13 protein-coding genes and 2 pseudogenes are annotated in these 16,232 nt (G+C 50.6%); 12 read left to right on the top strand and 3 right to left on the bottom strand.

Going from position 1 to position 16,232, the window contains the following annotated elements:
* Positions 1-93: 93 nt before the first annotated feature.
* The 6 genes from E6C60_RS14985 to E6C60_RS14960 all read left to right on the top strand — a co-directional run bounded on the left by E6C60_RS14985 (position 94) and on the right by E6C60_RS14960 (position 6,076).
* Positions 94-1,176: a Fe(3+) ABC transporter substrate-binding protein gene (locus E6C60_RS14985; protein ID WP_233281027.1), complete on the top strand. Its 1,083-nt coding sequence runs from the start codon at positions 94-96 to the stop codon at positions 1,174-1,176.
* A 66-nt stretch (positions 1,177-1,242) separates the two neighbouring features.
* The gene (locus E6C60_RS14980) at positions 1,243-2,826 is read left to right on the top strand and encodes an ABC transporter permease (RefSeq protein WP_233281026.1); all 1,584 of its coding nucleotides are present in this window, start codon (positions 1,243-1,245) and stop codon (positions 2,824-2,826) included.
* Complete coding sequence (locus tag E6C60_RS14975) at positions 2,823-3,482, top strand: ABC transporter ATP-binding protein (RefSeq protein ID WP_138226576.1); 660 nt, start codon at positions 2,823-2,825, stop codon at positions 3,480-3,482. Before E6C60_RS14980 ends, E6C60_RS14975 begins: the two co-directional genes overlap by 4 nt.
* Positions 3,483-3,657: 175 nt before the next feature.
* Positions 3,658-5,046 carry an extracellular solute-binding protein gene (locus E6C60_RS14970; protein WP_138226575.1) on the top strand — a complete coding sequence of 463 codons (1,389 nt, stop codon included), beginning with the start codon at positions 3,658-3,660 and terminating at the stop codon, positions 5,044-5,046.
* A 43-nt stretch (positions 5,047-5,089) separates the two neighbouring features.
* On the top strand, positions 5,090-5,530 hold the full coding sequence (locus E6C60_RS14965; protein ID WP_325053204.1) for an amidase domain-containing protein: 441 nt from the start codon (positions 5,090-5,092) through the stop codon (positions 5,528-5,530).
* A gap of 24 nt (positions 5,531-5,554) precedes the next feature.
* Positions 5,555-6,076: a hypothetical protein gene (locus tag E6C60_RS14960; protein ID WP_138226574.1), complete on the top strand. Its 522-nt coding sequence runs from the start codon at positions 5,555-5,557 to the stop codon at positions 6,074-6,076.
* A gap of 85 nt (positions 6,077-6,161) precedes the next feature.
* Here the strand turns inward: E6C60_RS14960 and E6C60_RS21395 are convergent.
* Positions 6,162-6,419 (bottom strand): annotated as a pseudogene (locus tag E6C60_RS21395) (IS5/IS1182 family transposase); the annotation flags it as partial.
* A gap of 25 nt (positions 6,420-6,444) precedes the next feature.
* Positions 6,445-6,677 (bottom strand): annotated as a pseudogene (locus E6C60_RS21390) (IS5/IS1182 family transposase); the annotation flags it as partial.
* A gap of 35 nt (positions 6,678-6,712) precedes the next feature.
* Between E6C60_RS21390 and E6C60_RS21180 the strand changes: the two are divergent.
* The 4 genes from E6C60_RS21180 to E6C60_RS14940 all read left to right on the top strand — a co-directional run bounded on the left by E6C60_RS21180 (position 6,713) and on the right by E6C60_RS14940 (position 14,250).
* Positions 6,713-6,886 carry a hypothetical protein gene (locus E6C60_RS21180; protein WP_217496340.1) on the top strand — a complete coding sequence of 58 codons (174 nt, stop codon included), beginning with the start codon at positions 6,713-6,715 and terminating at the stop codon, positions 6,884-6,886.
* 392 nt (positions 6,887-7,278) lie between these two features.
* The gene (locus E6C60_RS14950; protein WP_138226573.1) at positions 7,279-11,847 is read left to right on the top strand and encodes an S-layer homology domain-containing protein; all 4,569 of its coding nucleotides are present in this window, start codon (positions 7,279-7,281) and stop codon (positions 11,845-11,847) included.
* A 75-nt stretch (positions 11,848-11,922) separates the two neighbouring features.
* Positions 11,923-12,303 (top strand): collagen-like protein, encoded by a 381-nt coding sequence (locus E6C60_RS14945; protein WP_138226572.1) that lies wholly within the window; start codon positions 11,923-11,925, stop codon positions 12,301-12,303.
* 147 nt (positions 12,304-12,450) lie between these two features.
* A complete protein-coding gene (locus tag E6C60_RS14940) occupies positions 12,451-14,250 on the top strand; it encodes a S9 family peptidase (RefSeq protein WP_138226571.1) in 1,800 nt (599 codons plus the stop codon).
* Positions 14,251-14,317: 67 nt separating this feature from the next.
* Here the strand turns inward: E6C60_RS14940 and E6C60_RS14935 are convergent, their stop codons facing one another.
* Positions 14,318-15,271 carry a cation diffusion facilitator family transporter gene (locus tag E6C60_RS14935; protein ID WP_175415430.1) on the bottom strand — a complete coding sequence of 318 codons (954 nt, stop codon included), beginning with the start codon at positions 15,269-15,271 and terminating at the stop codon, positions 14,318-14,320.
* 202 nt (positions 15,272-15,473) lie between these two features.
* On the opposite strand from E6C60_RS14935, the gene E6C60_RS14930 reads away from it, so the two are divergent.
* On the top strand, positions 15,474-15,650 hold the full coding sequence (locus E6C60_RS14930) for a GapA-binding peptide SR1P (RefSeq protein WP_233281025.1): 177 nt from the start codon (positions 15,474-15,476) through the stop codon (positions 15,648-15,650).
* Between the two features lie 197 nt (positions 15,651-15,847).
* Positions 15,848-16,024: a GapA-binding peptide SR1P gene (locus tag E6C60_RS14925; RefSeq protein WP_138226569.1), complete on the top strand. Its 177-nt coding sequence runs from the start codon at positions 15,848-15,850 to the stop codon at positions 16,022-16,024.
* Positions 16,025-16,232 lie beyond the last annotated feature (208 nt).

The following is a 16,232-nucleotide window of genomic DNA, read 5'->3' as shown; positions in this document are numbered from 1 at the left end:
TAATGCTTGACAGGTTAAACGTAATGAATTATGATTCATTTCGGGTAGCAAGTGATAATGATAATCATTTACATAAAAAAGGGAGTGTCGAGATTGAAATTTCGGAAGTTTGTAGCGCCTATGGTAAGTATTGTGATGGCAGCAGGCCTGCTGGCAGGCTGCGGTGCTGAGAAAGAAGCAGAGGAGAGCACCGGAGGCGCAGCCGGCACGGCTGCGGAAACCGAGAAAGTGGTTCATGTTTACTCCTCCCGCAGCTATGATGTAGACAAGCTGTTGTTCGAGAAGTTTAAAGAAGAAACGGGCATTGAGGTCAAGGTGATTGACGGCAAGGCGGAGGAATTAATTGAAAGATTGAAGCGCGAAGGTGAAAATACACAGGCAGATGTGTTCATGACCGTTGACGGCGGTGTGCTGAACACGGCCAAGCAGGCGGACATCCTGCAGCCAATTACGTCTGAAACCGTGAATCAGCAGGTGCCTCAAGAGCTGCGCGACCCTGAGAATCAATGGGTTGGCTTGTCCAGCCGTGCCCGTGTCATCGTCTATTCCAAGGATCGGGTGAAGCCGGAGCAGTTGTCCACTTATGAAGATCTCGCAGGTCCCGACTGGAAGGGAAAAGTGCTAGTTCGTCCATCCTCTAACCTGTACAATCAATCGCTGCTGGCTTCCTTTATCGAGTTGAACGGTGCGGAGCAGGCAGAGCAATGGTCCCAAGGTCTGGTGGCGAATATGGCCCGCACGCCGGAAGGCAATGACCGCGATCAGGCCAAAGCCGTTGTAGCAGGCGTTGGCGATGTAGCGATTATGAACACGTATTATATTGGCTTGCTGCTGAACTCTGCAGATCCGGAAGAAGTGAAGGTTGGGAATCAGGTTGGCGTATTCTTCCCGAACCAGGAGACGACCGGAACTCATATCAACGTCAGCGGTGCAGCCCTGACCAAGCATGCCAAGAACAAGGATTATGGAGTTCAGCTGATTGAATTCTTGACAGGCAAGGAAGCTCAAGGTATGATTTCGAAAGAGAATTACGAATTCCCAGTGAACCCGGAAGCTGAAGTTCCGGAGCTTCTCAAATCCTGGGGCAGCTTCAAGACTCAGGTGATTGAGCTTGGCAAGCTGGGTGAGCGTAACGCTGAAGCTGTAGAAATCATGAATAAGACAGGTTGGAAATAATACATGCTTTTTAGACAGATACGTTCGTATTTTATAAATAAGCTAAACGGCTGGTGGCTCATCAGCATGTTGGGGGCGGCAGTGATACTGCTGCCTATTTTGTTTGTATTTCTATCTATCTTTGAACCACCGAGTGAGCATTGGGCCCACATCAAGCAATACTTGATTAAGGATTACATGCTGGAGACGCTGATCCTGACTGGAATAACAGCGGTTACAACGATGCTGCTGGGCGTATCGCTGGCGTGGTTTGTGACCGTGTTTGATTTTCCGGGAAGATCCATTCTGCGCTGGGCGCTGGTGCTGCCTCTGGCGGTTCCGCCCTATATTGGGGCTTATACGTACAGTACGATGTTCAGCTACACCGGAGTGGTACAGGTTACGCTGCGGGATTTCGGACTTGAGCCCTCTCAGGAGTGGATCAGCCTGACCTCTATGCGCGGCGCCGTCGTCGTATTCACCTTATTTCTGTATCCCTATGTGTATCTCGTAACGCGAGCCTTTCTGGAGAGGCAAAGTGCGGCCTTTATTGAGAATGCAAGACTGCTGGGAAGAGGCAGCCTGTCGATTTTTTTTCGTGTCGTCATGCCGATTAGCCGCCCGGCGATTGTTGGGGGTTTGAGCCTGGTCGTCTTTGAAGTGCTTAGCGACTACGGGGTTACCCAGTACTTTGGACTTCAGACCGTTACAACAGCCATCTTCAAAACCTGGTTCGGGATGTATGATGTGAATTCAGCCATGAGGCTTGCCGCCTGGCTGATGGTCGTTCTGGCCGGCGTATTCCTGCTGGAGCGCCTGCTGCGCCGCAGCCGCCGATTCAGCTCCAGCACCAGCAAGTCTAAACCGCTGCAGCCAGCGAAGCTGAGCCGGGTCAAGGGAATGGGTATTCTGCTATACGGGGCTGCGGTACTGGCGGCAGCGTTTGCTGTACCGATCGTGCAGCTTTCTGTCTGGGCAGGCTGGACGTTCCGGGATGTGTGGAATGATCAGTTCATGTATTATGTAGGAAGAACCTTATATACAGCGGCTGCCGCAACGGCCATCATCATGATATTGTCGCTTGTGGTCGGCAATGCCACCCGCTCACGGACCTGGGGGGCTGCACTGCTGTCCCGGCTGGTTATTGCCGGCTACTCTATTCCCGGTGCTATTATCGCAATCGGTGTGCTGGGCGTCTTCCTCCGTCTCGACCAGGCTTATATTAAGCTGCATGCTGCACTGGGAGGAACAGGAACCCCTGTGATCCTGAGTCTGACAGCCGGGATGCTTATCTTCGGGTATGTGGTCCGATTTATGGCGACAGGCTATAATGCCGTGGAGGTTGGCTTCGAGAAGACAGGCACGCGCTATACGGAAGCCTCACGATTGCTTGGCAGAAGCAGACTGGCGACCTTTTGGAGGATCGAGCTTCCTTTGATTCGAGGAGCTGTCCTCAGCGGCTGCATACTGACCTTTGTTGAAATCTGCAAGGAGCTGCCGCTGGCGCTGCTGCTGCGTCCGTTTGATTTTGAAACGTTATCTACGAAGACGTATCAATATGCCAATAATGAGCAGATTCATGAGGCCTCGGTGCCGGCACTGCTTATTATTAGCATCAGCTTTATCTCGGTATATGTACTTCACAATCTGGATAAGAGGTGGGAAGCATGAGTATTGTTGAGATTGAGCAGCTGACCTTCAGCTATGCTCGAGCGATGAAGCCGGTCATTCAGGAGCTAAGCCTGGTGGTGGAGCAGGGAGAAATCGTCGGCATCGTCGGCAGCAGCGGGAATGGAAAAAGCACGCTGCTGCGCCTGATCGCCGGCCTGGAGGCGCCGGACTCCGGCGTCATCCGGATCAACGGGGTTCAGGTGAATGGCGCTCACACCTTTGTACAGCCGGAGCACCGCGGGGTCGGCATGGTCAGTCAGGACTACGCCTTGTTTCCGCATATGAATGTAAGAAGCAATATCGCTTTTGGACTGCATAAGCAATCCCGCAAAGAACGGGCACAGCGGGTCGCCGAGCTCCTGGAGCTGATCCGGATGGAGGGCTTTGAGGATCGTTATCCCCATGAGCTGAGCGGCGGACAGCAGCAGCGGGTTGCCCTGGCACGCACGATGGCCCCGCGGCCGAATGTGGTGCTTATGGATGAGCCGTTCAGCAGCCTGGATGCAGAGCTGAAGCACTCCATTCGGCGGGAGCTGCGGGACATCGTCAAAGCAGCCCAGATGACTTGCCTGTTTGTTACGCATGACCAGGCCGATGTGGAAGCGATGAGCGACCGCTACATCCGCTTGTGCAAGCCGCAGCTGGTAACTTTGTAACAGGTGATGCAGTCTTTTTTTCAAATATAGGATACGAGTTGGATACAAGCTCTCCAGGACTATGCGCTGGGGGGCTTTTGGCTTAGAAGAAATAGACGGGAACATTTTGGATATGGTATGCTTTACGAATATTGTCGAGGACAGGAAAAGTCAGTAAAAAGGAGCAATAGAATCCATGACAGGCAAGAAACCACAGCGAAGCACATTTCATAAACGGCTGGATCATATGATCGCCACGCTGAGAAATCAGATCGTAAGCGGTAATTATGCTCCGGGAGAGATGCTGCCGTCGATCGCCGAGCTTGGAGAGCAGTATGGACTGAGCAAGAATTCGGTCCGCAAGGGGCTGGAGCTGCTAAGCGAGGAAGAGCTGATTATGAAGCTGCCCAAGGTAGGAGCGCGGGTGCTGCACCCCGTCCCGGAGCGCCAGATCAAGATCAAGCTTGGCTGCTATAAGAATATAGCCAAGGAAGCGAAGCTGGATGCTCTGCTGCAGGCTTTTCACGCTAAATATCCCCAGGTTGAGGTGCAGAGCTTTCTTCTGCCGTATGATCCCTATCATACGACAGTGAAGGAGTTCATGGACAATGATTGGCTGGATGTCATGACGATGAATTACAGTGACTTCAAGCTGTTCAGCACAGATACCGAGTCGGAGTATCTGGAGGAGCTGGATTCCTTCCCGGGAACCTATAAATTCCTCTCTAAACTATTCACCTATAATGAACGGCTGTTGGCCGTTCCATGGATTTTCTCGCCGGTCATCCTGGCTTATAATCAATCTCATTTTACACAAAGCGGACTGACAGAGCCGAACAGCAGCTGGACCTGGGAGGATCTGAAAGCAGCGGCTGCCAAGCTGGCTGCCGATCATGGCGGCTTCGGATTCTATTATCATATGCCGTCGAGCAACCGATGGCCGATCATGCTGCTGCAGAACGGATTTGTAAACGGTGCGGAGAACGCAGAGGCAGAGAAGGCGAAGTTCATAGCCAGTATTGAGGAGTGCCGGGACCTGATTGTTAACCAGAGCTACTCACCGCTTCATTTCTCCGAGAGCAATGCCGATGTGGAAGAGCTATTTGCAAGAGGCAAAGCCTCCATGATTCTGTGTACCTATTACAGCCTCAATAAAATGCAATCGGCTGACGTCGATTATGACATTGCGCCGATCCCGAGAAGGGACACTCCCGCAACACTGCTGCTGACCACCGGGCTCGCGGTTAATGCAAGATCCAGGCACAAGCATGCAGCCAAGCTGCTGGTGGACTTTCTCCTCTCCGAGGAGGCGCAGCTCATGATCCGCAAGCAGACACTCTCGATTCCGAGTTTGGAGCGGGCTGCAGAATGGAAGGGCGTGGATGAGCTTCATCGGCCTTCCCGGTTTCATATGTATCGTGAAATTATCCCCACTTTCAAGCTGATGACAGATCTGGGTCTGCATCACCGCGATATTATTGCTATTCGGCGGGAGCTGATGCTATTCTGGGCTGGTATGGAGGAGGCGGAGGCCGTGTGGGAGCGGGTTCAGCAACTGCTGGAGTTGAGAAACCCGGTGAATTAAAAGCAAATAATGGTGCAGCTCCCTAACAGCACAGGCGAATGAGATAAGCCGGGGGCTCGCATTTAACGGCACAAAAGGGCAAAATAGAAATACCATCGACTGGTATTACTACGGTCCGAATGTCCCTCCAGCGACTAACCCAAGAACTTCTTCTTGGACTGGAGCGCATCAATTCCGGGAACATTTTGCTGTTATTAATGGCGTCGGTGGGAAAAAGGCATACAGAGCCACAAAATACACAGCAACCGAATTGGCTGCCAACTTCCAGCCAATATACAATGAACTTTATCGTGGCGACCTTGTCCAGCATGTGGACTCAACTGGTGACACGATCCATTCGCAAATTGTCAATGGTTACGGCCCCGGCAATGATCTTAAAGTTGCCCAACATTCTATAACCGGCGGCACATGGAATAAAAACATTTCATTGAAGTCGTACGTCGCATATGGCGATTGGATGGTATCAATCAAAATCAAATCCTAATACAACGTGAAGGAGTGGGAAAAGTTGAAAAAGAAAACATGGGTTGTACTCACGGTATGTTGTTCTATCGTCGTCGGCGGATTAGCATTGGCTAATCTCAAGTCCAACCATGCTGACGCGAATAGCCCGACATTGAAGGAGAAAGTTTCATATGCGGTCGAAAGCTACGAAGCACAGAAGAAAATTGCTGATGCACCCGGCGCAACCACAGAAGACGAGCAAAGACTGAAAGAGTTGGCAACCAGAGCTGCCGATTTGGAACTGGAACTTAATCCACAAACTGCACTGGAAGAATTTAATGAAGTTTTTGCGGGCTACAAAGACTTGTACCTTATTCACAGCGCACATTACGAAGACAAAAAAGATTCCACCGACCCTTTAGTTCAGCAAGTATTGCACCAGCTAGAGGAAAAGGGTAAGTTGATCGCCCAATTCGAAAAATTGCAAATGAGCAAGTCGGTAAACGGCGAATCCTTGTTGACAAAGTTCTACGAAGAAACTGACCAACTGAACCGGGAGCTTTACCCTGACAGATACAAGGAATAAAACCGTAAGAATAGAAAGTCCCTTCTGAATAGGAGGCCACTGAAGAACTACCATAATTAAGTTTCAAGGATGTGGCCACATCCTACCCGTGTCTGTGCTTGAGTTCGCTGTTCTTCGCTTCAATTTTGTAGCGCTCTTTGGCTTTTTCTTTGAAAGCCTCACTTTCCTGAAACGCCATTTGTTCGGCGTGCACCCCGGATATAATGGTGACGGAGTACGTTTTGCCTTGACGCGCTTTGCGAATCGCCATGTGACCTGCCTTGCAAACATACATGCCCGCATCTTTGTTAAACTCAAACTCGTTTTCCTTCTTGCGTCCCCCTTGCTTAATCTGCGGGTTTAAAGGACATGTCGTAACGTGAGCGCTACACCATGTTCACGTCGGAGAGAAAATGGCTTTTAACAGGAGATATTTAAACATCCGTACAGGGTCGATGATGTTACGCCCATGATCCAGACAGTAGTTCGCTCGCAGTTCCTCGTACACAAACGAAAAATCCACCTGTTTGTTCAACTGGCGGAGCAGCTTGTCTTTAGGCACGATCAGGTTATACAAGGACGTGTACGGGCTGAATGAAAAAGAAGGTTGATTCTGGAACAGAGGGCTTCCGTTCTATCTTAACGGTTTTGCAGTAGATGACGAAGGAGCGGAGGGAAGAGGGAGGCTGGAGAAGCGGAGCGCTCGCCTTTGTCCCCGGATTTCATCCGCCAAGCGGTATGAACAAGAAATCTGGGGACAACAGCGATCGGAAGCCCCCTCTTCCTGCAGCGACCACGCCTTCGTTGGCGGATACACCATCTTTTGCGTGAACCTTATTTTACAACAAAAAAAGGTACTGCTCCCTTAATTATTTCGGGTGCAGTACCTTCTTCAATTCAGTCAGGACTTTTTCAGTGGCCCCCTCCGCTGCGGGAGCTTTTTTGTATGCCGAAATTGAAATACCAGAAGAGTCTATGCTCTGGTGCAAATATTTATGGTCATATTTTGGTCATTGTAAATACATTACATCAAGGTTGTGCAATCAAAAAACGGCTGTTATGATCATCATATGATCCAGTTGAGGGGACTGCAGCTCTCACGTACATACCTGGATCTGGGGATCCGGCGGTGCCTAAAGGCAGTCAGCACGGTCTAAGGATCTACCTTTGTAAGCGGATTCAAAGCTGGTGAACCCAAATACGAAGCGAGGAGATGAAGGAAGATGACGTTGCACAGAGCACTCCGCAGAAGCATGGCCGTCTTACTGACGGTCGCATTGACTCTGACTCTGGTTCCATGGAACATGCCGGACAAGCAGGTGTATGGAGATTCCAGTCCACAGCTGCTTCCAGTGGGCTTGGAGAATGGAGACTTTGAGGGCGAGCCGAACGATAAAGGGCTTCCGATGGATTGGAGATATTGGATCAGCGGGGTTTCAGCTGGCGTTACGGTCAGTGACTCCGTGTATGCCACGGGGAATCAAAGCATTCATTTTGACGTTAATCAGCAGAATGTAGGTGTTGAAAGTAAGGCATTTGCTGTTCAAGAGGGCGAGATTCTGAATGTTACAGCCAGTGTATATGCAGAGCAGTTCAGCACGACGGGATCAGATGGCGGTATCGATATGTGGGTTCGCTATTTCAACTCCGATGTCATTACCAATGCCAACCGAATTCAATACCAGGACGTCAAATTTAAAATTCCGGCAGCCGAGGTTGTTCAGGGGCAATGGGTGCAGCTAGGCGGAGATACACCGCCGGTTCCGGAAGGGGCTCAGTACGCGATTGTGTTCCTGTACTCCCATCGGGACAATACGTTCAAAGGCTATTACGATCATGTTCAGGCGTATAGATACCAGGTGAGCGAGGAGGAAACCACACCTCCCAATGCCGGGTTCGAGCAGCCGGTGAATGACGGTGTCATCCCGGGCTGGACAACGAGCCCGAATCCATTGAAGGCAAATACGATGGTAGAGGTGAGTCAGGTGCAGGCAGCCAGTGGCAGCCACAGCCTTAGAATTACCGATGATAACAGTGAATCTGCGGTCTTAGTTTACAGTGACTATATGGATGTCGAGGCGGGCAAGTCGTACGGGGCTTCTACCAATCTGTACATTGCCGAGGGCTCTGGGCGAATCTATATCAAATATTACGATGCATCAAACGATGAGGTCGGCTCCATGTCTCAGGGCGCAGAGGCCCCTGTTCAATCCTGGAACCGGGTTACCGTGGAAGGCAAGGCCCCTGCCGGAGCGGTAAAAGCACGCATTCTGCTATATTCGGGATACAGCACGATTGATGTTGATGCTTATTATGATGACGTCACTTTTGAGGAAGTGACCGTGCTTACGATGACCACCGAGTTTGGCGAGCCTGTTTCTTTGGGAGATGCAACGGTCGTCGCAAAGACGAACGGCGGCGCGATCGGTAACGGTGAAATTTATTTTGGTGCAAGCGGCTCCCCTGCACAGTTCTACGCACTTGACGCTATGACGGGGGATGTGAAATTCACAGCGGAGATTCCGTCTACTGACGTGATCTGGGCCGTTACGGTAGGGTCGGACGGAAACCCTTATGTTGCGGGGACGCAGTCCGGTATTATGTATCGTTATAATCGAGCGACGCAGGAGCTGGAAAGCCTGGGAGAAAATCCGTCGAACAAATGGATCTGGGATCTGGACGCCAGCGCAGACGGTAAAATTTACGGCTCCACGTATCCGGATTCCAAAGCATTCAAGTATGACATTCAGACCGGACAGTATAGTGACTACGGCACCTTGTATCCCGGACAAGAGTATGTGCGCGGCTCCGGTGTGACGGACAAATATTTCTATGCCGGCATTACGACAGAGGGCCATCTTATCCGGATTGACCGCCAAACCGGTGACAGGATCGAGATCAATACACCGATTACCGGAATCCGGGCAGGGATCTCCAGCATTGAGGTATATGATCAAAAGCTGTACCTCACTCATGGCACCTCTCTGCTCATTATGAATGAAGATGAGAACAATTATGACGCTGGCGGAGAGACTATTACCTATACTACAGTTAAACGTCTTCTTTACGAGGATCCGGAGGCATCCGATGGCAAAATCTCCCCGCCATCTCCTCACAACAGCGACCTGATGTATTATCGCAATCAGCATACGTCTGAATTGTGGACCTATAACCGGGCCACTAATGAAGCGGCAGCGGTCACGCCTCAAGTGATTCTGCCAGACAAGCGATTGAAGGCGATGAATTGGGTGGAGCTGACTGAGGGTCCGAATGCAGGACGCAAGGTGCTGTCCATGCTTTCCGATGAAGTGGACCTGGCTATATTCGACCCTGTAAGCCATACGCTGGAAACGAAGGTTCCGGATGTAGCGAAGAGCGGGATTGAGATCAATTCCTTTGAGCTGGGACCGGATAACAAGTTCTATATGGGCGGGTATCAGGGTGCTATGAGCATCTATGATACGAATAAAGGCTATTTTGAAAGACAAGAAAAGGAGCCGCATCAGATCTCCAGCACGGGCTTCCTGAATAACAAGGTGTATTTCGGACTCTACGGAGGGGCCAAGATCTGGCGCTATGATCTATCTCAGCCGTACAATCTGGGGGTAAACCCTGGCTTCTATCACGATATACCGGCAATGCAGAGCCGGACGATGACCTTTACAAGCGGAGATGACCGCCTGTTTATCGGCTCCGTGGCGGATTACGGACAGCTTGGAGGAGCACTGACGGTATACCACGAGCCAACCGATGAATGGAATACGTATCAGAATGTCATTCAGAATCAGAGCATTATTGGTCTTGCGTATCATAACGGGAAGCTGTATGGAGGCTCTTCCATCTGGGGCGGGCTTGGTATTGATCCAAGTGAAACCTCCGCAAAAATGTTTGAATGGGACGCGGCCACAGCGAGCAAAACAGCGGAGTTTATCCCGAATGTGCCTGGCTTTGAGCCTAAAATGATCGGAGAGCTCAGCATCGGTCCGGACGGCAATCTGTACGGGATCATGTGGGGCACGTCCTTGGCGTCGGAAAATTCTTCAGCCCTGTTTGTGATGGATCCGGAAAATAAGGATATCCTGCGTTACCGGATCTTAACGACCGGACAGAAGGCGAGCAACTGGCGTCCGTTCTTCCTGTACTGGGCTCCGGATGGTCTGCTGTATACAACCATTGGCAGACAGCTGATGGTGTTTGATCCGCAGACGCTGGCTTACAACAAGCTGATTACGCCGGATGTGCATGTGATGGCTTTGGGTCCGGACGGCAGCGTGTATTACAAAAAAGGCTCCGAGCTAATGAGGCTTCCGGTGCGGATGACCGGAGCATCGCTCAGCGCTGAATCGGCTTCTGTTCCGGTAGGACAGTCTACGGAGCTGCCGGTCACCTTACAGCTGATGAACGGCCTTAATGGCAACTCCGATGGAACGGACATTGCGTACCAGATTAGTGATGCTTCGATTGCTTCAATAGAAGACGGTGTATTGACCGGATTGAAGGAGGGCACGGTTACCATTTCTGCGTCTGTGCTGCAGGATACCGCTGCTGCTACTACGAATACGATTGAAATTACGGTCACCGCAGCGGAGGAGCCGGCTCCTCCGGGGTCACCGAATGCTCCTGTAACTCAAAATCCGGCATCGCCTGCACCTGTAAGTCCGCAGACTCCGCAACCCCCGGTTAGAGAAGGGGAGCAGAGCTTTGGCTCTGCGGAGCTGCAGAAAAAGGATGCTGATCAAGGAGGCGTATCCATCTCTCTCAAGCAAGGAATGGATGCAGCAGTCTTGCCATATCAGGCCGATGAATGGCTGGATGGGAGTCATCTTCAAGTCCAATCGGAACATGGAACGTTACATGTACCCTTTTCTACATTTCAAGAGCTGAAGAAACTGTATCCGTCGGTAACAGACGCACAGATGATTGTCTCTTTGCAAGAGCCTGATGAGGAAGCACCGCGAACAGACAGTGACGTCTTGAAGGCAGGCTCTGAAGTATTGGAGGTTCATATGTACCTTCGGAGCTCAGCGGGAGAGGAGCTGCATATGAATACCTTTAGCGAACCGCTGAAATTGGAAATGCCGTACCTGAGTACTCAGGTAGATGAGGAATTGATCGGTATGTATAGGTATAACGATTCAAGCAGCACCTGGGTGTTTGTCGGTGGCGAGATCATGGAGGGACGCAGTGAGGCAGCGGCCGAGCTGGATCGTCCGGGAACCTACGCGATTCTTGAATATAACAAAACCTTCGTGGATGTGCCAATGACGCATTGGGCTCACAGGACTCTGCAAATCTTGTCCGCCAAGCATATTGTAGAGGGCATGACCGAGGAGCGGTTCTTTCCCCGGGCAGTAACAACGCGAGCAGAATTTACCGCGCTGCTGGTCAGAGCCTTGGGACTGGCTACGTCTGCAGGGGATACAGACTTTACAGACGTGCCGGACAACGCCTGGTATGCAGATGACATTGCGGCCGCAGTACAGGCAGGGCTGGTGCAAGGGATAACCGACAGCAGCTTTGCACCTTCTGAGCCGGTTACTCGGGAGCAAATCGCGGTATTGCTGGTAAGAGCCTATGAGTGGCTGTCTCATGAGGAAATGGCAGGGGGGAATCTCCTTTCTAACTATATGGACAGCACTCAGGTGTCTCCTTGGGCTGGGGAGGACGTGAACAAAGCGATCTTATTGGGCCTGATGTCCGGACGGGGAGAATCCGTCTTCGATCCGGCATCGGCAGCCAATCGGGCAGAAACCGCTCAGTCGGTTCTGAACCTGCTAAAGCGCATGAAATAAACCCGGCAGAGCCCAAACCCAGTCAAGCACTCCCGCATACTGTGTATCAGCCTACTTTGACAAGGAGTGTTTGAAATGGGAATGTTCTTACCCTTTAGCCTGCCAGGGTTTCCGCCTGGACCGCAAGGACCCGGATTTGGACCTGGGCCTGGAGGGCCCTTCGGTCCTCCCGGATTTGGACCCGGCCCCGGAGCAACCGGCCAGCCGCCAACCGCGCCGCCGCCAGCCGCTGTACCCCAGCAGTCTTCACCTTCGCTGATGGCGGTCGATCCGGGCGGGATCCGCGGCTGTCTTTACCGGAATACTTATATCTGGTTGAATAACGGCGAAAGCTTCTGGTATTACCCTACGTTTGTAGGCCGTAATTCAGCTGCCGGCTTCCGCTGGTCAGGCCGCTTCTGGTATTATTTCGGGATTGATTTACGCAGGATCAGCTCATATTCTTGTTTCTATTAATCCATCGGTTAATAGACAGAGAGACATTGATCAAGAAGGCTCCGGTGCATGACTGCCGGAGTTTTTTTGATTGTAAAAGGGATCTCAGCGACTTATAATAATGAAAAACTTGTACAAAAAAAGTTGAACTATTAAGGGGGTTTATGGATGCTGCAGTTTCCCAAGCCTGACGTGGAGCAGTTCTTCCAGACTTATATTATTCGCCATTTCGGTTTAAGCAGGGATGAGAAGCGATTGCTGTTCAGCAGTAATCTGAACGGGGCATTCAATCTTTGGGCGATGGATCTGGATGGAGAAGGCTCCTATCCGTATCCGCTTACATACAATGGTCAGCAATGCCAATTTATTAAAGCCGATCCGCTGGAAATGCATATTCTGACTTCATTTGACCGAGACGGCGATGAAAATTACCAGCTGTATGCCCTGCCTTGGAATGGTGGTGAGCCCCTGCCTTTGTTTGATGATGTGTCACCGGAGGATAAGCATTATTTCGTTCATCTCTCAGAGGACGGGACAAGGCTGTACTACAACACGTCGAAAGACAATCCATCCTGCCTGAACACTCGCAGATTTCACCTGGACACGGGTCATGATGAGCTGCTCCTGGAAGGAAAGGATGTCACGACAGAGCTATCGGCTGTAAGCCCGGATGAAAGCAGCCTGGTATATACCCAATCCTATGCGAACACTTATTATGTCAGTTACTTGCTAAAGGATGGGCAGAGCACCTGCCTGACTCCGGACCCAGAGCAGGTACATATGTCCGGGGATGCGATTTACCTTGACCAAGAACGCTTGGTGTTTGTGACAGATTATGATGCAGAATATGCTTATGTTGCGGAATATAACATACAGGAGGAGCAGTTCCGTCCTCTGGTTCAGCTGGAGCGGGAGGCTGTCAGCCGAATAAAGTATGACAAGGGCTCCGGTATGCTGTACATTCTTACCGACAAGGGTGTTGAGGATCGGCTCTACAGCTATCAGCTCCGTACCGGCAGGCTTGCTGCTATAGCACTTCCTGGAGATATCGTGGACCAGATCGTCGCGGCGCGTTCCGGTGCACTGTACGTGCTGGCCAGAGGTGCAGCAAAGCCTCATAATATTTATCGCTATCAAGATGAAGCCTGGACTATGCTGACCAAAAATGTTATTACCGGTCTGACGGATCATGAGCTCTCCTCTCCGGAAACCGTCACCTATTCTTCTTTTGATGGCATGCAAATCGAAGCCTTGCTCTACCGGGCGAAGGAAGAGAACAAGAATGGCAGGACCATTTTCTGGCCGCACGGGGGACCGCAGGCTGCAGAGCGGAAGCAGTTTCGTGCCATGTTTCAATATCTTTTAGCGAGAGGATATCATATTTTTTGCCCTAATTTCCGTGGCAGCACCGGGTATGGCAGCTCTTTCGTCAAGCTGGTTGAGCAGGATTGGGGCGAAGGTCCTCGAAAGGATTGCCTTGCTGGAATGGAGTGGCTGTTTGAACAGGGGATCTCTGATCGCGAGAAGCTCTTTGTTATGGGAGGCAGCTATGGCGGATACATGACACTGCTGCTTGCCGGGCGCAATCCGGAATATTTCCGGGCTGCCGTGGATATCGTGGGCGTAAGCAATCTATTGACCTTCTATAATTCTGTGCCGGAGCACTGGAAGCCGATGATGGAACGCTGGATCGGAAATCCTGAACGTGACCGGGAACGATTTATCAAGGATTCCCCGATCACTTATTTGGATCAGATGACAAATCCTCTGCTCATTATCCAAGGGGCCAATGATCCCCGGGTCGTGAAGGAGGAGTCGGATCAGATCGTGGAAGCGCTGCGTGAGAAGGGAAGAGATGTAGAATACCTCGTCTTTGAAGACGAAGGTCACGGCATTGCAAAAAAAGATAACGAAAAAATAGCATACGCCAGAATCGCAGATTTTCTCGACCGGCACAGCATCTCTTAACCTTGGTATACCATCAAAACAGGCTGTCTCCTCCTGCCCGCTTGGGCAAGGGAGACAGCCTGATATGTTACTCCAGATCATATTTGGGATTCCACAATCGGACGCCATCATCCTCCAGAATGCCCAGCACAACGTCTGATACGTCGTGATCTGCCGTTAATTTTGCAGCAATGCGGGTCTTGGTTTGTGTGGCTTCACTCAGGGTCATGCCGGATCTGAGCTCAATATAAGCCTCCACATGATAGGTGCGGCCTTCCTGAATGATGCGCAGCCGGCGAATGTCAGTGACATCGGGATTTCCAAGAATAAGGTTTGAAATTTTCTCTTCTACGTCCCGGGGAGCTGATACTCCGATCAATCCGACCATATTATCGTAGCCTACCTTGAACGCAACGCCGATCATCAGGAAGCCGATCAGAATAGTGGCGATGCCATCCAGCAGGCTGAAGCTGAAGAATTCCGCAAATACGATCGCAACAAGAGCGAATAAGGCGCCCAATGTAGCAACAATATCCTCGTAAAAAACAAGACGGGTCGGCGGTGCTGCACGTCCCACATTCTGAAAAGCAGACCTGACAAGACCGTCAGCACTAATATCGGCTTTGGTCTCCTTCACAATCTCCTTCATGGCCTTGAGTAAAATAGAGCCGTCGATGACGACTGCAATAAGCAGTACGATCAGATTCAGCAGAAAATTGCTTGATTCCTCCGGGTATTGCAGCAGCTTGAAGCCTTTCAGAATGGTCTCATAAGCCATTACCGTAACGACAATGACGGCGACCATACATACGAGATTGATGACCCGGCCAAAGCCGGCGGGAAATTTCTTCGTCGGTTTTTTCTCAGCGAGCACGCTTCCGACAAAGACGAAGCCCTGATTCACCGCGTCGGCGATGGAATGCATGGCAGACGCGAACATCGTTCCGCTGCCGCTAATCCCGGCGGCAATCGCTTTGATAATAGCCAGGCAGGTGTTGCCTAGTGCAGCAATGCCTGATGAGGTGTTGCCCTGTTTAATCATTTGACCAAGCTGGCTCAAGGTGATTCCTCCAATATATGTATTTTAGATGTCATGCTCCATTATACTTCAGGATCACGGCTTCCGTTGCATAATAAATCACGCATAACATCTTTTACACCAAAATACAATAAGGTAAGCAAACCAAGAACAGTCCCGGAGCATGAGCCTTGCCGGCTGTCCATCGGGAGCAGGGAGGAAACTTATGAAAACGCTCGCAGGCATGGGCGCACCACAGCGACAAAATGAGTGCAGTAAGGATTGGGGGCTGGTCATTTGTACCCGATGTGGAGAAATGATCGATACGCTGCCGACAGATGGGGTAAAAATCTTTCACAGCTATTGTGGACGGGATGAGTGCAGGAAACATAGTTCAACGTAAAGGCTTCAAGCTTCCCAATACAGCTCAATAGAATGGAATGACCGTATGGCTGATAGAGCTGTGCGGTTTTTTTGCGGTCCCGATGATTATGCCGGAAAAAAATAGGTTAAAATATGTTGCATAATAAATATATATGACGTATTATATAATCAAATCAACAAACAGGATGATTAATTCAAATTTGAGGAGGAGCAATCATGAAAACAATGCTTAACGAGGGTACAGGGTCGCTGCAAGGGCAGCGCAATCAGGATTTAGGGTTAGTGATCTGCTCCAAATGCGGAGAAATGGTGGATACCTTACCGACAAATGGAGTGAAAATCATCCACGGACTGTGCCAATCCCCGTCCTGCAGTCCTCAAACCGAGGCGTAATCAAGTCTCTGATAAAAAAGATGTATCAGGATGATTAATAATTTTCAGCTTTCAATATATTGCACATTACTTATATATGACGTAATATATCGTTAATTATGAAATATGAAATGCATATTGGTGACTGTAAGGCGCAGCTGCATTTCACGTGTTGAATGTTGAGGTCCGGTCCGGCTCATGGAGCCAGAGGGTCGGGTGCAGGAGGGAT

The organism is Paenibacillus algicola (genome assembly GCF_005577435.1).
Lineage (GTDB): Bacteria > Bacillota > Bacilli > Paenibacillales > Paenibacillaceae > Paenibacillus_AQ > Paenibacillus_AQ algicola.
Note: the sequence above shows the minus strand (reverse complement) of the source record. Positions and strands in the feature narration are given on the sequence as shown.